The following is a 20,190-nucleotide window of genomic DNA, read 5'->3' as shown; positions in this document are numbered from 1 at the left end:
TTGCCGGGCACGGTTTTTTGCCTGCAACATACCTGCTACAACCGAATAGACATATTGAATCCAGGTGTTAGTATTCAATAGACAGCAGTAATGAGTATGCGTGTTTCATTTCCGGCCAGGAACGCTGATGATGACAACATTACTACCCGATATCACAGCATTTTCATCATTCACTTCCTTCGCGGCGCAGGTTGCTTACATGCCTGTCTGCTCTCTGGCCATTGTTTCTCATTCCTTCTTATCCCGGATGGAATCCCCCGCTGAATAGCTGTTCAGTGGGCTTTGTGACACGCATCGTTTGATAACAGGGATTACGGCGGGTCGAATATGGATAAGTTTAAACGTCATATGATGTGGTGGGTGGCGGGCATCCTGGTCGTGGTGGCCGCGATAGCCTGGTGGATGCTGCGCCCTGCGGGAATACCGGAGGGGTTTGCAGCCAGCAACGGCAGAATTGAAGCCACTGAAGTGGATATTGCCACCAAAATTGCCGGGCGAATTGACACGATCCTCGTGTCGGAAGGGCAGTTTGTTCGTCAGGGCGAAGTGCTGGCGAAAATGGATACCCGCGTGCTGCAGGAGCAGCGGCTGGAAGCGGTAGCCCAAATCAAAGAGGCCGAAAGTGCGGTGGCGGCGGCGCGGGCGCTGTTAGAGCAGCGGCAAAGTGAAATGCGCGCCGCGCAGTCGGTGGTAAAACAGCGTGAGGCGGAACTGCAGTCGGTCTCTAAACGCCACGTCCGCTCCCGTTCGCTATCTCAGCGTGGGGCTGTGTCTGAGCAACAGCTGGATGACGACAGGGCTGCGGCAGAAAGCGCACGCGCTGCACTGGAATCCGCAAAGGCGCAGGTCTCTGCGGCAAAAGCCGCAATTGAAGCCGCCCGCACCAGTATCATTCAGGCGCAAACCCGCGTAGAAGCCGCGCAGGCTACCGAACGTCGTATTGCGGCTGATATTGATGACAGCGAGCTGAAAGCCCCGCGGGATGGTCGCGTACAGTACCGCGTAGCTGAACCTGGCGAGGTGCTTTCCGCGGGCGGTCGCGTGCTGAATATGGTCGATCTCAGCGATGTCTACATGACGTTCTTCTTGCCAACCGAACAGGCTGGTTTACTGAAGATTGGCGGAGAAGCGCGTCTGGTGCTGGATGCTGCGCCGGATCTGCGTATTCCGGCGACCATCAGCTTTGTGGCTAGCGTCGCGCAGTTCACGCCGAAAACGGTCGAAACCAGCGATGAACGGCTGAAACTGATGTTTCGCGTCAAAGCGCGTATCCCGCCAGAGCTGTTGCAGCAGCATCTGGAGTACGTGAAAACCGGTCTGCCGGGCATGGCGTGGGTGCGTGTTGATGAAAGTCGCGCCTGGCCTGACGACCTGGTGGTGAGGTTGCCGCAATGACGCATCTGGCGCTGGTTCCCGTTCCTCCCGTGGCGCACCTTGACGGCGTGAGTCAGCATTACGGGAAAACGGTAGCGCTGAACAATATCACGCTGGATATCCCTGCCCGCTGTATGGTGGGGTTGATTGGCCCGGATGGTGTCGGAAAATCGAGCCTGCTGTCGCTCATCTCCGGCGCTCGGGTCATTGAACACGGCAACGTGATGGTGCTGGGCGGCGATATGCGCGACCCAAAACATCGCCGGGATGTCTGCCCGCGCATTGCTTGGATGCCGCAGGGGCTGGGGAAAAACCTGTATCACACGCTGTCGGTATATGAGAACGTCGATTTCTTTGCCCGCCTGTTTGGGCATGACAAAGCGGAGCGTGAGGCGCGGATTACCGAGCTGCTGAATAGCACCGGACTGGCACCGTTTCGCGACCGTCCTGCCGGGAAACTCTCGGGCGGGATGAAGCAAAAGCTGGGGCTGTGCTGCGCGTTAATCCACGACCCGGAACTGTTAATTCTCGATGAACCAACCACCGGGGTCGACCCGCTGTCCCGCGCCCAGTTCTGGGATCTGATTAACAGCATTCGCCAGCGGCAGACCAACATGAGCGTGCTGGTTGCGACCGCTTATATGGAAGAAGCCGAGCGCTTTGACTGGCTGGTGGCGATGAACGCCGGGGAGGTGTTAGCTACCGGGAGCGCGCAGCAGCTACGTGAGCAAACCAACAGCAACACGCTGGAGCAGGCGTTTATCGCGCTGTTACCTGAAGCCCAGCGCCAGGCGCATAAACCGGTAGTGATCCCGCCGTATCACGCTGAGCAGGAAGAGATTGCCATCGAGGCGAAAAACCTGACCATGCGCTTCGGTAAATTTGTGGCGGTGGACCACGTTAACTTCCGCATTCCGCGCGGGGAAATCTTCGGTTTTCTCGGCTCCAACGGCTGCGGTAAATCCACCACTATGAAAATGCTCACCGGACTGCTGCCCGCAAGCGAAGGCGAGGCGTGGCTGTTTGGGCAAGCGGTTGACCCGAAAAATATCGATACCCGCCGCCGGGTAGGCTATATGTCGCAGGCATTTTCGCTCTACAACGAGCTGACCGTCCGGCAAAACCTCGAACTACATGCGCGGCTGTTCCATATCCCCGAAGCAGAAATCCCTGGGCGGGTGCAGGAGATGAGTGAGCGCTTTTCGCTGACCGATGTCGAAGATGCGCTGCCCGGTGCGCTGCCGTTGGGGATTCGTCAACGCCTGTCGCTGGCGGTGGCGATGATCCATCGCCCGGAGATGCTCATTCTTGATGAACCGACCTCCGGGGTCGATCCGGTAGCGAGGGATATGTTCTGGCAACTGATGGTTGATCTGTCGCGCCAGGACAAAGTGACCATTTTTATCTCCACCCACTTTATGAACGAAGCGGAGCGCTGCGACCGCATGTCGCTGATGCACGCCGGAAAAGTACTGGCCAGCGGTACGCCGCAGGAGCTGGTGAAACAGCGTGGAGCTGCCAGTCTGGAAGAGGCGTTTATCTCCTGGTTGCAGGAAGCGGCAGGCCCGGCGCCGGAAGCTCAGTTAGCGCCAGCCAATGTCCAGACAGTGCGTGAAAACAGTAAGCCGCCGCGGCAAGGCTTTAGCCTGCGACGCTTGTTCAGCTACAGCCGTCGTGAAGCGCTGGAGCTGCGACGTGACCCGGTACGCTCCACGCTGGCGCTGATGGGCACAGTGATCCTGATGCTTATCATGGGCTACGGCATCAGCATGGATGTGGAAAACCTGCGTTTTTCGGTGCTCGACCGCGACCAGACCGTCAGCAGCCAGGCGTGGACGCTGAATCTGGCGGGATCGCGCTATTTTATCGAGCAACCGCCGCTCACCAGTTATGACGAGCTGGACAAACGGATGCGTTCAGGTGAAGTTGCGGTAGCAATTGAAATTCCGCCAAATTTTGGCCGCGATATCGCGCGTGGAACGCCGGTGAAGATTGGCGTCTGGGTCGATGGCGCAATGCCAAGCCGCGCTGAAACGGTCAGGGGTTACGTGCAGGCGATGCACCAGACCTGGCTGCAGGATGTGATGGCACGCCAGCCAAATGCCAGCGGGCAAAACGGGCTGATGACCATTGAAACTCGCTATCGTTACAACCCGGATGTGAAGAGCCTGCCGGCGATTGTTCCGGCAGTGATCCCACTGCTGTTGATGATGATCCCCTCCATGCTCAGTGCCCTCAGCGTGGTGCGTGAGAAAGAGCTGGGGTCGATTATCAATCTGTACGTTACGCCCACGACCCGCAGCGAGTTTTTACTCGGCAAACAGTTGCCGTACATCGTGCTGGGCATGCTGAATTTCCTGCTGTTGTGCGCGCTGTCGGTGTTTGTGTTCGGCGTTCCGCATAAGGGGAGCTTTGTGACCCTGACGCTGGCTGCGCTGCTGTATGTCACCATTGCCACCGGGCTGGGGCTGCTAATCTCCACGTTTATGAAAAGCCAGATCGCGGCCATTTTTGGTACGGCGATTATTACATTGATCCCGGCGACGCAGTTTTCCGGAATGATCGATCCAGTTGCCTCGCTGGAAGGGCCGGGCCGGTGGATTGGTGAAATTTATCCGACCAGCCATTTTCTGACCATCGCGCGCGGAACGTTCTCTAAAGCGTTGGATCTGACCGATCTCTGGCAGCTGTTTATTCCGCTGGCGGTAGCCATTCCGGTGGTGATTGGTCTGAGCGTATTACTGCTGAAAAAACAGGAGGGGTGATGCGCCGATTACGCAATATTTATAACCTCGGCATCAAAGAGTTGCGCAGCCTGCTGGGTGACAAAGCGATGCTGACGCTGATCGTCTTCGCCTTCACGATTTCGGTTTATTCTTCCGCGACCGTCCTGCCGGGTTCGCTGCATCTGGCACCGATTGCTATTGCCGATATGGACCAGTCGCAGTTGTCGAATCGGATTGTGAACAGCTTTTATCGCCCGTGGTTTTTACCGCCGGAGATGATCACTGCCGATGAAATGGATGCCGGGCTGGACGCCGGGCGCTATACCTTCGCCGTAAACATTCCGCCTGATTTTCAGCGTGATGTGCTGGCCGGACGACAACCGGATATACAGGTTAACGTCGATGCCACGCGGATGAGCCAGGCGTTTACCGGCAACAGCTATATCCAGAATATCATCAGCGGCGAGGTGAACAGCTTTGTGGCGCGTTACCGCGATAACAATGAGCCGCCGGTGGCGTTGGAAATGCGCATGCGCTTTAACCCTAATCTGGAACCCGCCCGTTTTGGCGCGGTGATGGCGATCATCAATAACATCACTATGCTGGCGATTGTGCTGACCGGTTCGGCGTTGATCCGCGAACGCGAGCACGGGACCATTGAACATCTGCTGGTGATGCCGGTGACGCCGTTTGAGATCATGATGGCAAAAATCTGGTCGATGGGGCTGGTGGTGCTGGTGGTTTCCGGTCTGTCGCTGATGCTGATGGTAAAAGGCGTGCTCGGGGTGCCGATTGAAGGTTCGATACCGTTGTTTATGCTGGGCGTGGCGCTGAGCCTGTTCGCCACCACCTCGATCGGCATTTTTATGGGGACGCTTGCGCGCTCTATGCCGCAGCTGGGGCTGCTGATGATTCTGGTGCTGCTGCCGTTACAGATGCTCTCAGGTGGCTCCACACCGCGTGAAAGCATGCCGCAGGCGGTGCAGGACATTATGCTGACCATGCCGACTACCCATTTCGTCAGTCTCGCGCAGGCGATACTTTATCGCGGAGCCGGGTTTAGCATTGTCTGGCCGCAGTTTCTGACGCTGCTGGCGATTGGCAGCGCGTTCTTCCTGATAGCACTGCTGCGTTTCAGAAAGACGATTGGTACGATGGCGTAATCATTATTGCCGGGGGCGCTTCGCTTGCCTGGCCTACAAACGGTAACGGACGTAGGCCGGATAAGGCGTAGCCGCCATCCGGCATCCCGCAACGAAACAGGCAATTACTCTTCTTTCGGCAGGCACTGTAGATGGCCGTGGCGCACGCCGCGCTGGGAAATCACGTCATCGGCAAAATGCTGTACATCGCCCATGTCGCCTTTTAGCACGGCGATTTCCAGACAGTCGTCATGGTTGATGTGCACGTGCAGCGTGGCGACCGATAAATCGTGGTGGTGGTGTTGGGTAGAAACAATACGGCTGGCCAGATCACGCTTCTCATGCTCATAAACATACGAGAGCACCGCGAAGCCCTGAGTGCCGTGTTCAAGGGTAGTTTCCTGCGCCAGTGCGCCACGCAGAATATCGCGGATCGCTTCGGAACGGTTGTTGTAGCCACGGCGCTGACTCAGGCCGTCGAGCGTTTCCAGTAAATCGTCATCGAGGGTAATGGTGACTCGTTGCATCTGCAGTTAACCTTTCATGTGGCGCGTTGGCGCACAGGGAGTAAGGGGAATAGCGTATTTTGTAACACACGTCCGGCATCCGGGGAAAAGGTTAATGCTCTCGTAATAAAAGCAGCAGGGTACTGACCTGTTCATCCAGCGGAGCGAGCGTATCTTTAACGATCAGATGCAAAGGCGTGGCGCGGCGAGCACCATGGCTTAACGGCAGTGGGCGTAAAAGCCCCTGATCAAGCTGCGTCTGAATACGTTCCTCAGGCAGCCAGCCGTAACCGACCTGATACATCACTGCATCAATCGCGGCATCAATGGTCGAGAAGGTCCAGGCATCACGCGCCGGTTGTTGTGGGTTATCGCGATCGGCAATGCGAATTAGCGGCCAGGCGCGTAATGCGTCTTCATTCAGCGGCGCATCCAGCATGAAGAGTGGGTGATCGCGGTGGGCCACGGCCACGAAGTCAATATTCATCAGCCATTCGCCGCGTCCGGTGACATCCTGACGCCGGGTCAGGACCATTACGTCCGCATCGGCATGTGCTGCCAGTCGAGCATCACCATTCTCCAGGACTTCGGTCAGACGCACCTGCGTTTGCGGCCAGGCCTGCTGAAACTGTTTGAGAATGGCAAACAGGCGTTTGCGTGGGAAGATGCTATCTACCATCAAATCCAGCCGCGTTCGCGTACCGTTTTGTAACGTTGCGGCCCGGGTTTCCACCCATAAAAAGGCCTTCAGTAGCGGTTTGACCTGATTGAGCAATAGCTCTCCGGCCGGTGTCAGGACAGCCCTGCGCCCTTCCGGGGTCAGCAGCGTTACGCCAAGTCGCTCCTGTAACAGTGCCAGATTGTAGCTTACCGAAGACTGGCTACGGTTGGTCTCTTCCGCCGCTTTAGCGAAGCTGCCCAGCTCCACCACTTTCTCCAATAGGGCCCACTGCTCGAGGGTTGTTTTGTGCATAACTCATCTAATAATTGAATGAATTTGATGCAAACATAGCGTTATTCATCCAATTTTTGAAGCGTTAAGATCCTCGCATCAAGTAAGAGGAGAACGAATATGAGCGCGTTTGATAAACATGATTTAAGCGGATTTGTCGGCAAACATCTGGTCTATACCTACGATAATGGCTGGAATTACGAGATCTACGTGAAAAACGACACTACGCTGGATTACCGCATTCACAGCGGCATTGTGGGGAATCGTTGGGTGAAAGATCAGCGGGCCTATATTGTGCGGGTCGGGGAGAGCGTTTATAAAATTTCGTGGACCGAACCGACCGGGACCGACGTCAGCCTGATCGTAAATCTGGGTGACAAACTCTTTCACGGCACCATCTTTTTCCCTCGCTGGGTGATCAATAATCCGGAAAAAACGGTCTGCTTCCAGAATGACCATATTCCGCTGATGATGTCGTACCGCGATGCCGGCCCGGCGTATCCCACCGAGGTGATTGATGAGTTCGCGACCATCACTTTCGTACGTGACTGCGGCGCGAACAATGATGACGTTATTGTCTGTGCGGCGAGCGAGCTGCCGAAAAACTTCCCGGAAAATTTACGCTAAGGCTTCCAGTCGCTGCACGGCGTCTGCGGTCAGGGTAAACGGCGTGGGGGTGCACACCGCCAGGCTCAGGGTATCGAGCTGGCACTGGCTGACGGAGAGTGAGGAAGTTAACGCGGTACTGTCGACGCTGACGATTTGCCAGGCACTGCCGCCGCGCTGCTTCACGATAGCTTCTTTACGCGTCCAGATGCGCCAGAACGCCGCCAGCTGTTGTTCCGGGCGTTCGGCCTCGACTTCGGCATGTTCACCAAGACTGAATACCGTATTTGCCAGCGTTTGCCAGTTATCGCGCGGGCGAACGACTTCTATATCGCAGCCGACTTCCCCTTCGTCGCTGAGCAGCAGGGCGATATCATCACCGCTGTGGCTGAGATTGAACCACAGCGGCGTGTCAGCAGAAAAGGCCGGTTTTCCTTGCTCGCCATAGACGATGTCTGGTAATGGCGAAAGGGCATGGGAAAGCAGCACGCGACCGGCCAGCCAGCGCGCACGGCGAGCACCTTGCGGCGCTTGCTCACTCAGTGCGGCAGGCAGTGCACCAGCGCTTAAAACAGAAACTTTCCCAAGAACGATCCGGTACATATTAGGGCTAACCTTTAGTAATAATGGGGTTGTGTATCATTCTTCACATGCTGTTTGCAAGTTTATCCCGGTAATCGGCTTTTGGGCCTGCCGGGCCCCAGCAAAATCGCCAGTTTGCTGCCGCCTGTGGTGGTTTCCATCCAGATTTTACATACGCTGGTTAACGGCACGGAGAGCAACATGCCGACCGGACCGAGCAGCCATCCCCATACCAACAGAGAGAGGAAGACGATTAGCGTCGATAATCCCAGCCGATGCCCCATCATTCGGGGTTCGAGAATATTGCCAATCACCATATGCACCACCAGAAACAGTGCGCCAACCAACAGACATTCGTAAATGCCATTAAAAAGCAGTGCCTGGATCATGGGCGGGACGGCGGAAATGACCGAGCCAATGTTGGGCACGTAGTTTAACAGGAATGCCAGTACGCCCCACATCAGAGCAAACTGAATCCCCATCAGTGCCAGTCCCAGCCAGATTATGGCACCGGTCCATAAGCTGAGCAGCGTTTTCAGCGCCAGATAGTGTGACACACCCTTCAGCGCTCGATGTAGCCCCGCAATGTGGATTTGCGGATTATTCAACGCAAAACGCATCTTATAGGGGACATGACGCACCTCAAACAGCATAAAAACTACCGTCATCACCAGCAGAAAGACGCTGGCCATGGCACCAGAAAGACTCGTCATCAGCGTGGTTGTGAAGGTCATCAGCTTGTCAGAGTCCATGCGTTGCAGTATACGTTCCGGGGACATATGCAGATTCAGAAAAGGCACCATCTCTTGCAAATACAGAACCTTGCGCGTTAGCTCCTTATTGTATTTTGGCAGCAGGTCCATGAATTCAGTGATTGACGACGCCAGCACGCCAACCAACGCCGTAAGAACGATCAGCATCACCACCACGACTAAGGTAATAGCGATTGGGCGACCGACTCCCCGGCGGATAAACCAGGTGACCAGTGGATTCAATACAATGGCAAAAAAGAGGGCCAGCAGCAGCTGCACAATGATATCCGCCGCAGCATGGATACCTGCGAGGATCACCACCAGAGCGGCCAGTTTGAGCAAAATGTGCAAACCCGTTTTATCGGGCTGGGTGGTTATCATGTCTTCTTCCTGTTTGCGTTTTTGCATTAAGTGTAGCGGCTGGCTTGCGACTGATATTCTTAAACTGGCTACTGATTTCTGCTCTGCAACATGGTAGAAATGAAACACTGTTGTGAAAACGTGGTGACCCTCCATGCCCGAACCCGTCGCTGAACCGACGCTTAGCGGTTTACGCCTGAACCTGCGTATTGTTTCTGTGGTGATGTTTAACTTCGCCAGCTACCTGACCATCGGCCTGCCGCTCGCGGTGTTGCCTGGCTACGTCCATGATGTAATGGGATTTAGCGCTTTCTGGGCTGGGCTGGTCATCAGCCTGCAATATTTCGCTACGCTGCTGAGCCGTCCGCATGCCGGTCGCTATGCCGATCTGCTGGGGCCAAAGAAGATTGTGGTATTTGGGCTGTGCGGCTGCTTTTTAAGTGGCCTGGGCTATTTACTGGCGGGATCAACGAACGGCTGGCCGTTGGCCAGTCTGCTGCTGCTTTGTCTGGGGCGCGTGATTCTAGGGATCGGGCAAAGCTTTGCCGGGACCGGCTCTACGCTGTGGGGCGTGGGGGTGGTTGGCTCAATGCACATCGGACGGGTGATTTCCTGGAATGGTATCGTGACCTATGGCGCGATGGCGATAGGCGCGCCGCTGGGTGTTCTGTTTTATGCCTGGGGTGGCTTACAGGGGCTGGCGCTGACCGTGATGGGCGTGGCACTGTTGGCAATCCTGCTGGCGCTCCCTCGTCCGGCGGTGAAGACCAGCAAAGGCAAACCGTTGCCATTTCGCGCGGTGCTTGGGCGCGTCTGGTTGTATGGTATGGCGCTGGCCCTGGCCTCCGCCGGATTTGGGGTAATCGCTACCTTCATTACCTTGTTCTATGATGCCAAAGGCTGGGATGGCGCCGCATTCGCGCTGACGCTTTTTAGCTGCACGTTTGTCGGTACTCGTTTGTTGTTCCCAAATGGTATCAACCGTTTAGGCGGGCTGAATGTGGCGATGATCTGCTTTAGCGTCGAGATTGTCGGGCTGTTACTGGTCGGGATGGCTTCGATGCCGTGGATGGCGAAGATCGGCGTTCTGCTGGCCGGGGCTGGGTTCTCACTGGTTTTCCCGGCGCTGGGCGTGGTGGCGGTAAAAGCCGTTCCTCAGCAAAATCAGGGTGCTGCGCTGGCGACCTACACGGTGTTTATGGATTTATCGCTGGGGGTTACCGGGCCGCTGGCCGGGCTGGTCATGACGTGGGCGGGTGTGCCGGTTATCTATCTGGCAGCGGCAGGGCTGGTAGCGGTGGCGTTATTGCTGACCTGGCGGTTAAAAAAACGGCCTCAGGTGGTGTCACCGGAGGCCGCGTCATCGTCTTAACCGTTACTGGATAACCAGCGTGTTAATGATGTTTTCTGCGGTAGTCTGCGCTTTTTGCTGATCGTCAGCAGGCAGCGTGATTTGCAGCGTCAGCAGTTGGTTGTCCACTTTCCCCAACACCACGGAAGAGTATGCGGTCTGGCCTTTGGCCGAGATGATGCTGTCTAACTGCTGCAGCGTGTGGCCTTTCAGCTCAATAGATTTATTGGTGACGACCTGCAACTGCGGGTCACGGCTACGCTGCTGATCTTCCAGACGTTTTGCCAGCACGGCCAGATCTTCGTTGGTGTTGTCGCCAACAATCACAATCACCGCTTTCTGGCCGGTTGCGTCAGAATATACGTGCATATTGTTCGCCTGGGTGCCCAGCTTGCCGCTCTGATCGGTCATATCCGCTGGCAGGGAAAAACTGAGTTTGCCGTCCAGCAGGCTGACCGGTTGTCCGGTGGCGTTACTTTCTGCGGCAGCACCCTCGGCTGGCGCTTTTGTATCGCTATTATCACAGGCCGCAAGCCCCATAACCAGCAGGCCAATACCGACATATTTAACCAGATTGCGCATTGACTTCTTCCTTTCGATAAACGGCCATAACGGCTCATTCGTCCATCTTATCACAACTCGGAAAATGAACCTTTAACTCGTCTGCAATGCAGAGATTTCAGATTTATCTGCCAGCCTTTTCAGTAACATATTCAGCAGCACGCCATACATTGGCAGGAAGAAAATGATGCTGATCAGCACTTTGAAGCAGTAATCGACCAGTGCGATTTCCATCCAGTGCTCGGCCATAAAGGCATCCGGGCTACGCCAGAAAGCGATAAAGAAGAAGGCCAACGTATCGCTGATATTGCCAAACAGCGTGGACGCCGTCGGTGCCAGCCACCAGCGACGGTTTTGACGCAGGCGGTTAAAGACATGCACATCCAGAATTTGTCCCAGCGCGTAGGCCATAAAGCTGGCGGCGGCGATACGGGCGACAAACAGGTTAAAGTGCAGCAGTGCGCCGAATCCTTGCCACGATCCCATATAGAACAGTGATGAAACGACATAGGAGATCAGCAGTGCGGGGATCATAACCGCAAAGATGATACGTCGAGCCAGCGGCGCGCCAAAAATACGCACGGTCAGGTCGGTCGCGAGGAAAATAAACGGAAAGCTAAACGCGCCCCATGTGGTATGGAAACCAAAAATGGAGATTGGAAGCTGCACCAGATAGTTGCTGGAGGTGATCACCAGCAGATGAAATAGCGATAGCCAGAACAACGCTTTTACGCGCTGAGTTTGTGTAAACGGAGTCATATTGTGACCTTTTTGTTGGATGGGGTGAGGGAACCCAATAAAAAACCGTCGCATGATACTGCTTTAAGAGCACATTGCAATGGTTGTTTTTCACGCAATCGTTAACCTGATTGGCTTACGCCACAACAGAGCGTAAAATAACGCCGTTTTTGTATGAATGAGACGACGATGAGCGACCTGTTTACTTCCCCCGACCATACTCTTGATGCCCAGGGGCTGCGCTGCCCGGAACCGGTAATGATGGTACGTAAAACCGTACGCGGCATGCAGGCCGGTGAAACGCTGCTGATTGTCGCCGACGATCCGGCAACAACCCGCGATATTCCTGGCTTCTGTACCTTTATGGAACATGAGCTGGTGGCCAAAGAGACCGACTCGCTGCCGTACCGCTATCTGGTGCGCAAAGGCCAGTAATCTTGTTATGCCGGATGGCGCTAACGCTTCTCCGGCCTATAAAGACTGAGTAATCTGTAGGCCTGATAAGCGAAGCGCCATCAGGCGAGAAACAGGCACTACCCTTTACGCAACAACCGCAGCGCGTTCGCGGTCACCAGCACCGTCGCCCCCGTATCCGCCAGCACCGCCAGCCACAGTCCGGTTATCCCGAGCAGCGTGGTGACGAGGAAAATCCCCTTCAGACCCAGCGCAATCGCAATGTTCTGGCGAATATTGGCGTGGGTGGCCCGCGCCAGCTGAATCATTTGTACCAGACCACGCAGACGGTTGTGGGTCAGAGCGGCATCGGCGGTCTCCAGCGCGACGTCGGTCCCGCTTCCCATCGCAATACCAATTGTGGCCGCTTTCATTGCCGGAGCGTCGTTGATGCCGTCGCCGACCATCGCCAGCGGCGACTGTTGGTTAAGATGGGTAACGGCCTGCACCTTATCTTCCGGCAAGAGTCCCGCTTTGAATTCGAGGCCCAGTTCACCGGCAATGGCGGCGGCCGCACGCGGGTTATCACCGGTCAGGATCACGCCTTTCACGCCAATCTGATTAAGCTCGCTGATGGCGCTGCGAGCGTCATCGCGCAGCGTGTCCTGTAGGGCCAGTACGCCGAGTACAGTATCGTTACGCAGCACCAACACCACCGTTTGGCCCGCGCTTTCCAGCTCGCTAATCTGCCCGGCAAAGGCGTCGGCAGGCTGCTTACCAGCGGCGCAAATCAGTACGCATTCGCCGTTGACCAGCGCTTCAATTCCAGAGCCAACCAGCGCCCGTTGCTCTTTTGCGACAGGAATAGTCAGTTCGCGCGTTTGTGCTTCCCGGATAATCGCTTGTCCCAGCGGGTGCGTCGCGCCTTGCTCTACCGCTGCCGCCAGTGCCAGCAGTTCAGCCTCACCAATGCCGCTTGCCGGATGAATCGCCGTGACGCGTGGTTTACCGACGGTCAGGGTGCCGGTTTTATCAAACGCCACCTGAGTGACTCTACCCAACTGTTCCAGCGCGGCTCCGCCTTTGATTAACGCCCCACGACGCGCCGCAGCGGCCAGACCAGAGGTAATGGCTGCGGGCGTTGAAATCACCAGAGCGCAAGGACAGCCAATCAGCAACAGCGTCAGCCCTTTGTAAATCCACTCCTGCCAGGATGCAGCAAACAGCAGTGGCGGCACGAGGGTGACCAGCAGCGCAACCGCCATAATAGCTGGGGTATAAATTCGGCTGAAACGGTCAATGAAGCGCTCAATGGGAGCGCGGCGTTCTTCCGCTTCTTCAATCAGCTTCAGAATACGGTCAATCGCGCTGGCACCCGGTTCTGAGAGCACTTCCAGCGTTACCAGACGATCCACGCTGGTGGCACCCGCCGGGACTTTCTCGCCGGTGGCGCGTTCAACCGGGATCGATTCGCCGGTCAGGGCGCTCTCATCAAAGCTGGCAAAGCCGGAGACCAGTTTGCCGTCGGCAGGTAAACGCCCACCCGCGGCAACTTCAATAACATCGCCAGGCCGGAGGGTATTGATAGCCACCTCTTCGCGTTCGCCGTTACGCAAGCGTGTGGCGGTTTCCGGTTTGAGCGCCATCAGAGCGCTGACCCCTTTACGGGCGCGGCTGGCGGCCCATCCTTCCAGACGCTCGCCAATTAAAAACAGTAGCAGCACCATAGCGGCTTCCGCCGTCGCGCCGATAAACAGTGCACCAATGGCGGCGACGCTCATCAGCGTTTCAATGGCAAAGTAGCTGCCGGTTTTCATCAGACGCAGGGCCTGACGGGCAATGGGATACAGACCTACCAGCGTGGTGGCGATAAACGCTATCTGACCGAAAGGATGATTGAACTGCTCCAGCCCCCAGCTAATCGCCATCATGATAATCAGCGAAATCAGCGGCAGGTTTTCTTTAAAACGTGACTCGGGGGCGGAGTCCGTCGCGTGCTCATCGCGCAGGGTATAGCCTGCTTTTTGCACCGCGTTTTCAACTTGCTGGCGGATATCGGAACCGGCATCGACCACCAGTTTTTCAGTGGCGAATAGAACCTGGACCTGGTTGACACCGCTGACCTGGCGGACCGCATTCTCTACTTTGCGGGCGCAAGCTGCGCAGTCCATGCCTGCCACTTTCCAGGAATAGCGGGTGCCTATTACGGTATCGGATACGGTTGGTGTAGTGGAGCAGCTTCCTTCGCAGCAGCAGTCATCCGCCTTTTGTGGTGCAGGCGCAGGCTTGAAAGAAGAGAATTGTGGGACTTTTTTGCCACGGGTATCGGGTGTCGACATGGCATCCTCCGGTTGATAATCATTTCGTATTAACCGGAGGATACACTCTGGAGTCGACTCCAGAGTCAAGCGTTTTAAAGATACAACGAACGAACAATCAGGAAATGTCCGGCGAAGTAGCAGGCGGCGGCAATGGCGTTATCGGCGCGGAAGCGGCGACGGTAATGGCTACCCAGCCAGACAATGTTGCCGATGAACAGGAGGGATGCGCCCATAAATGCCGACAGCGCCGGGGCGGTCGGTCGAAAGAACCACAGCTCACCGGCCATCCAGACCATCATCAGCGTGATGCCGATAAAGGTGCAGATAGCGACACGCAGCTCTTCCAGACGCGTCCAGATCACGGCGATCAGCAACGCCCCCAGCACTACCAGCACCAACGGCAAAGGCCAGAAGAACGACAGCGTCATTTGGCTGGCGAAGTAAATGGTATAAAGCAGATGCGACAGGAAGAATGCCCCCACGGCGTACAGCAGGCGTTGGCGCGGTAACAGCGTCAGCGCATCGCCCAGCAGCGAGGCAAGCAGGCCAGCCAGCACCAGATAGCTGATAGCGTTAAACATTGGCGCCTGCCAGGCCAGCAGCGCCAGCAGGAGTAACGTCAGGGGCTTAAAGACCCAGCGTTGCCAGGCAGGTCCACGATAGGAAGCATCCACGAACAACCATGCGGAAAGACAGACAGCGATAAACGACCAAAGCATCTTAGTTCCTTGAATTCGTTATTTTTTCGTAAGCGGGGTGCTCACGGCTCTACTGTCCAGTGTAGAGGTCGACACAGCCAGATGACAACACCATAACAGGCGATGTATGCTTATTTCCGCATTTTCTGATGGGTTAATAATATGAGCAAACCACCACTTTTTTTCATTGTTATCATTGTCTTAATCGTTGTCGCTGCGTCGTTTCGCTTTGTTCAGCAGCGGCGAGAAAAAGCCGATAATGATGCGGCGCCGCTGGTGCAAAAGCAGGTGGTGGTAAGTAACAAACGGGAAAAACCGCTAAACGATCGACGATCCCGTCAGCAGGAAGTAAGCCCGGCAGGAACCAGCATGCGCTATGAAGCCAGCTTTAAGCCACAAAACGGGGGGATGGAGCAGACGTTTCGTCTGGATGCCCAGCAGTACCACGCGTTAACGGTCGGGGATAAAGGCACGCTGAGTTACAAAGGTTCGCGATTTGTTGATTTTACGCTTGAACGCTAAAGTGTCATCTGACTGATGCCGGATGGCGGCTTACGCCTTATCCGGCCTACAGATTTTTCGCCCCGGCCCGCAACGTGCCGCCGGGCGAAAAGATCACAGCTACTTCTTCAACTGATCTTTAATCTTCTTCTGCCACACCAGTAGCTCAAAGACGCCGAACAGAAAAATACGGATTTTCTCTCCGTTGGTCATCTGCGGGCCATCTTTAGGCATGGTGCTTTTTAGCAGCGCCAGCTGCATGCCATGCATCAGCACCATAAATATCAGTGCGACGTTAACGAAGATGTTAAGCGGGCGTGGAAAGGGTTGGAAAATATTCAGTAGTAAAAATGCCCAGACGCACAGCATCAGCAGGCGTCCCAGGTTAATCAGCATCGTGTTCTCCTCGTGCTTCACGTTGGTACAGGCGATAGGCGACCTGTCCGGCGACTTTCTCACGGTATAGCGACCAGTTCACCGGAACCGGCGGTAAGCCGTTTTCTACTTCGCTTTCAACGTAAATATACGCTTCATTTGCCAGCCAGCCATGAGTTTCCAGAAGAGTTAATGTTTCTTCCAGTAATCCTTTGCGAAACGGCGGGTCAACAAATACCACGTTATGCGGCGTACCTGCCTGAGCCAAAAATGTCAGCGTATTGGTATTGATGACGCGGGCATGGGAGGCTTTCAGCGTGGCGAGATTCTTTTGTAGCTGCTGAGATACCGCGCGATCCATCTCCAGAAGCGTCGCATTTGCCGCATAGCGAGAGAGGGCTTCCAGCCCCAGCGCGCCGCTGCCGGCGAAGCAGTCCAGACAGTGAGCATCGACCATTACCGGGGCCAGCCAGTTAAACAACGTTTCGCGCACACGGTCGGTGGTCGGACGTAAGCCGGGGCTGTCCGGAACCGGGAGTTTACGGCCACGCCATTGCCCGCCAATAATGCGGATCTGGCCGCTACCAGAGTGATTCGGTTTTTTCATTTCAATTATTGCTCAATCCGCTGCTGACGTGTCATTCCAGGCGGTGATGTGAGTTAAGTTAAGTGATAGACTATTTCATCATTTTTTTAGCTGCTATGTACATAGCGTTGACGCTGTGCCATGAAGCAACAGCGGGGGAGTGTAGTCGCAAATGGCGAAAGAGAAAAAACGTGGCTTTTTTTCCTGGCTGGGCTTTGGTCAAAAAGAGCAGGCACCGGAAAACGAGACAGAAGTAAAAAATGAAGAACAACAACCGGTTGCTGAAGAGACTACCGTCGTTGACGAACAGCCGCATGTCGAGGAAACCCGTAGCGAGGCTGAAACGCAAGCCTTTGCAGCTGAAGTCGTTGAAGTAACTGAACAGGTTGCGGAAATCGAAAAACTGCAGCCGGAAGAAGAACCTGTCGCCGAACAAGCGCAGCCGGAGATTGAGCCGGTTGCTGAACCCGTTGCTGAAACTGTAGTGGAAACGCCAGCAGCGGTGGTTATCGAACGCGAAGAATTGCCGCTGCCGGAAGAGGTGAAAACTGAAGAAGTTTCTGCCGAAGAATGGCAGGCCGAAGCGGAAACCGTGGAGATCGTTGAGGCGGCTGAAGAAGAAGCTGAAAACGAACCGCAACTGACCGACGAAGAGCTGGAAGCACAGGCGCTGGCCGCTGAGGCTGCTAAAGAAGCGGTTATGGTGGTGCCGGTAGAAGAACCTGCTGTAGAAGAACCGGTAGAAGAAGAGGTGGTCCAGGAGCAGGAAAAACCAACCAAAGAAGGTTTCTTTGCGCGTCTGAAACGCAGCCTGCTGAAAACAAAAGAAAACCTCGGTTCCGGATTTATCAGTCTGTTCCGTGGTAAAAAAATCGACGATGATCTGTTTGAAGAGCTGGAAGAGCAGCTGCTGATCGCTGATGTGGGTGTAGAAACGACCCGCAAGATCATTGCGAATCTGACGGAAGGCGCCAGCCGTAAGCAGCTTAAAGATGCGGAAGCGCTGTACGGTCTGTTGAAAGAAGAGATGGGCGAGATTCTGGCGAAGGTTGACGAACCGCTGAACGTTGATGGCAAAACACCATTTGTTATCTTAATGGTTGGCGTCAACGGCGTGGGTAAAACCACCACTATTGGTAAGCTGGCGCGTCAGTTTGAGCAGCAGGGTAAATCGGTAATGCTGGCGGCAGGTGATACTTTCCGTGCGGCGGCGGTAGAACAGCTGCAGGTTTGGGGTCAGCGTAACAACATCCCGGTGATTGCTCAGCATACTGGCGCGGATTCCGCGTCCGTTATCTTTGATGCCATCCAGGCGGCGAAGGCGCGTAACGTAGACGTGCTGATCGCTGATACCGCAGGGCGTTTGCAGAATAAATCGCACCTGATGGAAGAATTGAAAAAAATCGTTCGCGTCATGAAGAAGCTGGACGAAGATGCGCCGCATGAAGTTATGCTGACTATCGACGCCAGCACCGGGCAGAATGCGATAAGCCAGGCCAAACTGTTCCATGAAGCGGTGGGCTTAACCGGTATCACCCTGACCAAGCTGGACGGTACGGCGAAGGGCGGGGTTATCTTCTCGGTTGCCGATCAATTTGGCATCCCTATCCGCTATATCGGTGTGGGCGAACGTATCGAGGATTTACGTCCGTTTAAAGCGGACGATTTTATAGAGGCACTTTTTGCCCGAGAGGATTAACAATGATTCGCTTTGAACATGTCAGCAAGGCCTATCTCGGTGGGAGACAAGCGCTGCAGGGAGTGACTTTCCATATGCAGCCTGGCGAGATGGCGTTTCTGACCGGCCACTCCGGCGCGGGGAAAAGTACCCTGCTGAAGCTGATTTGTGGAATTGAACGGCCCAGCGCCGGGAAAATCTACTTTAGCGGGCATGACATCAGCCGTTTGAAAAACCGTGAAGTGCCGTTTCTGCGTCGCCAGATTGGCATGATTTTTCAGGATCACCACCTGTTGATGGACAGAACCGTGTTTGACAATGTGGCAATCCCGCTGATCATCGCGGGCGCCAGCGGGGACGATATTCGTCGTCGCGTGTCAGCGGCGCTGGATAAGGTCGGGCTGTTGGACAAAGCGAAAAACTTCCCGATTCAGCTCTCCGGCGGTGAACAACAACGCGTCGGCATCGCCCGCGCGGTGGTAAACAAACCTGCGGTGCTGCTGGCGGATGAACCAACGGGGAACCTGGATGACGCGCTGTCAGAAGGGATCCTTCGCCTGTTCGAAGAGTTTAACCGCGTCGGGGTCACGGTATTAATGGCCACGCACGATATTGGCCTGATCTCCCGTCGCTCCTATCGCCAAATGGTTCTGAGCGATGGACATCTGCATGGAGGCCTGGCGCATGAATAGACGTGACGCTATTAACCAAATCAAACAGTTCGGTGGCCGACTGGATCGCTTTCGTAAATCGGGCGGTGCGTCGGGTGACGGCGGTCGCAACGCGCCAAAGCGTGCGAAAGCCGCGCCAAAGCCGAACTCGCGTAAAACTAATGTCTTTAACGAGCAGGTACGTTATGCGTTTCAGGGCGCGTTACAGGACCTGAAAAGCAAGCCGCTGGCGACGTTTCTGACGGTGATGGTCATTGCCATCTCCCTGACGCTGCCAAGCGTGTGCTACATGGTTTATAAGAACGTAAACCATGCGGCAAGCCAGTATTATCCGTCTCCGCAGATCACCGTTTACCTGCAAAAAACGCTGGATGATGATGCGGCGGCGCGGGTGGTTGGTCAGTTGCAGGCCGAGCAGGGCGTGGAGAAAGTGAATTATCTTTCTCGTGACGACGCGCTGGGTGAATTCCGCAACTGGTCTGGCTTTGGCGGCGCGCTGGATATGCTGGAAGAGAACCCGCTTCCGGCCGTGGCGGTTGTTATCCCGAAACTGGACTTTCAGGGTACGGAGTCGCTGAACACGCTGCGTGACCGCATCGCACAAATCAACGGTATTGATGAAGTGCGAATGGATGACAGCTGGTTCGCTCGCCTGGCGGCGCTGACGGGCCTTGTCGGACGCGTTTCCGCGATGATCGGCGTGCTGATGGTGGCGGCGGTCTTCCTCGTCATCGGTAACAGCGTGCGTCTGAGTATTTTTGCGCGACGCGATACCATTAATGTGCAAAAACTGATTGGCGCGACGGATGGATTTATCCTGCGTCCGTTCCTCTACGGCGGTGCACTGCTCGGTTTTTCCGGTGCATTTCTTTCACTGATTTTGTCAGAAATTTTGGTGATGCGTCTGTTGTCAGCGGTGACTGAGGTGGCACAGGTATTTGGAACCAAGTTTGATATCAATGGCTTATCATTCGACGAGTGCCTGTTATTGCTGCTGGTGTGCTCAATGATTGGCTGGGTGGCAGCCTGGCTTGCCACGGTTCAACATTTACGCCACTTTACCCCCGATTAAAAAATCTCTGGTATAATCTTTCCCTGCACTGAGTAGTTCGCTCTGCAGGGAAAGAGTCCCTGTGATCTCTTCCCGGCGTATTCATTGTGATGTCACATTTTGTGCGTAATCTATACACATTACGACATGGAACTTGTGGATAAAATCACTGTCTGATAAAAGATTGAATGATATTCTCGTTGCTCATAAGCTCTGGCATGGTTGTTGCTACTGGTTTTTGTTAATTAGTTTTTAGCCAATGCGCC

The 20,190-nt window shown here is 55.2% G+C and carries 20 protein-coding genes; 10 read left to right on the top strand and 10 right to left on the bottom strand.

Going from position 1 to position 20,190, the window contains the following annotated elements; genetic code table 11:
- Window positions 1–327 precede the first annotated feature (327 nt).
- The 3 genes from SK38_RS20810 to SK38_RS20800 are packed head-to-tail and all read left to right on the top strand — an operon-like array spanning window position 328 to window position 5,263.
- Window positions 328–1,395, top strand: a complete 1,068-nt coding sequence (locus SK38_RS20810; protein ID WP_003827499.1) for an HlyD family secretion protein — start codon at window positions 328–330, stop codon at window positions 1,393–1,395.
- On the top strand, window positions 1,392–4,139 hold the full coding sequence (gene rbbA, locus SK38_RS20805) for a ribosome-associated ATPase/putative transporter RbbA (protein ID WP_048236966.1): 2,748 nt from the start codon (window positions 1,392–1,394) through the stop codon (window positions 4,137–4,139). Before SK38_RS20810 ends, rbbA begins: the two co-directional genes overlap by 4 nt.
- Window positions 4,139–5,263 (top strand): ABC transporter permease, encoded by a 1,125-nt coding sequence (locus SK38_RS20800; RefSeq protein ID WP_020996068.1) that lies wholly within the window; start codon window positions 4,139–4,141, stop codon window positions 5,261–5,263. Before rbbA ends, SK38_RS20800 begins: the two co-directional genes overlap by 1 nt.
- Window positions 5,264–5,367: 104 nt before the next feature.
- On the opposite strand, the gene nikR is transcribed toward SK38_RS20800, so the two are convergent.
- Window positions 5,368–5,769: a nickel-responsive transcriptional regulator NikR gene (gene nikR, locus SK38_RS20795; protein WP_003827507.1), complete on the bottom strand. Its 402-nt coding sequence runs from the start codon at window positions 5,767–5,769 to the stop codon at window positions 5,368–5,370.
- Between the two features lie 91 nt (window positions 5,770–5,860).
- Complete coding sequence (locus SK38_RS20790) at window positions 5,861–6,721, bottom strand: LysR family transcriptional regulator (RefSeq protein ID WP_048236965.1); 861 nt, start codon at window positions 6,719–6,721, stop codon at window positions 5,861–5,863.
- A gap of 99 nt (window positions 6,722–6,820) precedes the next feature.
- Here SK38_RS20790 and SK38_RS20785 point away from each other — a divergent pair, with 99 nt between their 5' ends.
- Entirely contained in the window at window positions 6,821–7,327 is a 507-nt protein-coding gene (locus SK38_RS20785; protein WP_048236964.1) for a phenolic acid decarboxylase, read from the top strand.
- Here the strand turns inward: SK38_RS20785 and acpT are convergent.
- On the bottom strand, window positions 7,319–7,909 hold the full coding sequence (gene acpT, locus SK38_RS20780) for a 4'-phosphopantetheinyl transferase AcpT (protein ID WP_003827514.1): 591 nt from the start codon (window positions 7,907–7,909) through the stop codon (window positions 7,319–7,321). The two genes, SK38_RS20785 and acpT, sit on opposite strands and share 9 nt — an antisense overlap.
- 62 nt (window positions 7,910–7,971) lie before the next feature.
- A complete protein-coding gene (locus SK38_RS20775; protein ID WP_048237064.1) occupies window positions 7,972–9,021 on the bottom strand; it encodes an AI-2E family transporter in 1,050 nt (349 codons plus the stop codon).
- A 133-nt stretch (window positions 9,022–9,154) separates the two neighbouring features.
- On the opposite strand from SK38_RS20775, the gene SK38_RS20770 reads away from it, so the two are divergent.
- Window positions 9,155–10,372, top strand: coding sequence for an MFS transporter (locus tag SK38_RS20770; RefSeq protein WP_048236963.1), 1,218 nt, complete (start codon window positions 9,155–9,157; stop codon window positions 10,370–10,372).
- Window positions 10,373–10,375: 3 nt separating this feature from the next.
- On the opposite strand, the gene SK38_RS20765 is transcribed toward SK38_RS20770, so the two are convergent.
- A complete protein-coding gene (locus SK38_RS20765; RefSeq protein WP_003827547.1) occupies window positions 10,376–10,933 on the bottom strand; it encodes a DcrB family lipoprotein in 558 nt (185 codons plus the stop codon).
- A gap of 72 nt (window positions 10,934–11,005) precedes the next feature.
- The gene (locus tag SK38_RS20760; protein ID WP_003827549.1) at window positions 11,006–11,671 is read right to left on the bottom strand and encodes a 7-cyano-7-deazaguanine/7-aminomethyl-7-deazaguanine transporter; all 666 of its coding nucleotides are present in this window, start codon (window positions 11,669–11,671) and stop codon (window positions 11,006–11,008) included.
- 168 nt (window positions 11,672–11,839) lie between these two features.
- Between SK38_RS20760 and tusA the strand changes: the two genes are divergently transcribed.
- Window positions 11,840–12,085: a sulfurtransferase TusA gene (gene tusA / locus SK38_RS20755; protein ID WP_003827551.1), complete on the top strand. Its 246-nt coding sequence runs from the start codon at window positions 11,840–11,842 to the stop codon at window positions 12,083–12,085.
- A 98-nt stretch (window positions 12,086–12,183) separates the two neighbouring features.
- On the opposite strand, the gene zntA is transcribed toward tusA, so the two are convergent.
- Window positions 12,184–14,382, bottom strand: a complete 2,199-nt coding sequence (zntA, locus tag SK38_RS20750; RefSeq protein ID WP_048236962.1) for a Zn(II)/Cd(II)/Pb(II) translocating P-type ATPase ZntA — start codon at window positions 14,380–14,382, stop codon at window positions 12,184–12,186.
- Window positions 14,383–14,456: 74 nt separating this feature from the next.
- A complete protein-coding gene (locus SK38_RS20745) occupies window positions 14,457–15,083 on the bottom strand; it encodes a lysoplasmalogenase (protein WP_003827558.1) in 627 nt (208 codons plus the stop codon).
- Window positions 15,084–15,224: 141 nt separating this feature from the next.
- On the opposite strand from SK38_RS20745, the gene SK38_RS20740 reads away from it, so the two are divergent.
- Window positions 15,225–15,584, top strand: coding sequence for a DUF2500 domain-containing protein (locus tag SK38_RS20740; protein ID WP_048236961.1), 360 nt, complete (start codon window positions 15,225–15,227; stop codon window positions 15,582–15,584).
- Window positions 15,585–15,683: 99 nt separating this feature from the next.
- Here the strand turns inward: SK38_RS20740 and SK38_RS20735 are convergent, their stop codons facing one another.
- Window positions 15,684–15,959: a DUF1145 family protein gene (locus SK38_RS20735; protein ID WP_003023415.1), complete on the bottom strand. Its 276-nt coding sequence runs from the start codon at window positions 15,957–15,959 to the stop codon at window positions 15,684–15,686.
- Entirely contained in the window at window positions 15,949–16,545 is a 597-nt protein-coding gene (gene rsmD / locus SK38_RS20730) for a 16S rRNA (guanine(966)-N(2))-methyltransferase (RefSeq protein WP_048236960.1), read from the bottom strand. The genes SK38_RS20735 and rsmD overlap by 11 nt, the downstream gene beginning before the upstream one ends.
- A 151-nt stretch (window positions 16,546–16,696) precedes the next feature.
- Between rsmD and ftsY the strand changes: the two genes are divergently transcribed.
- From ftsY to ftsX, 3 genes are read left to right on the top strand one after another with little or no spacing between them, the layout of a single operon-like run.
- Entirely contained in the window at window positions 16,697–18,223 is a 1,527-nt protein-coding gene (gene ftsY / locus SK38_RS20725) for a signal recognition particle-docking protein FtsY (RefSeq protein WP_048236959.1), read from the top strand.
- A gap of 2 nt (window positions 18,224–18,225) precedes the next feature.
- Window positions 18,226–18,894, top strand: a complete 669-nt coding sequence (ftsE, locus tag SK38_RS20720) for a cell division ATP-binding protein FtsE (RefSeq protein WP_003023420.1) — start codon at window positions 18,226–18,228, stop codon at window positions 18,892–18,894.
- Entirely contained in the window at window positions 18,887–19,945 is a 1,059-nt protein-coding gene (gene ftsX / locus SK38_RS20715) for a permease-like cell division protein FtsX (protein ID WP_048236958.1), read from the top strand. The genes ftsE and ftsX overlap by 8 nt, the downstream gene beginning before the upstream one ends.
- Window positions 19,946–20,190: the final 245 nt, after the last annotated feature.

The organism is Citrobacter sp. MGH110 (assembly GCF_001037515.1).
GTDB lineage: Bacteria > Pseudomonadota > Gammaproteobacteria > Enterobacterales > Enterobacteriaceae > Citrobacter > Citrobacter portucalensis.
This window is presented reverse-complemented; position numbering and strand designations above follow the sequence as displayed.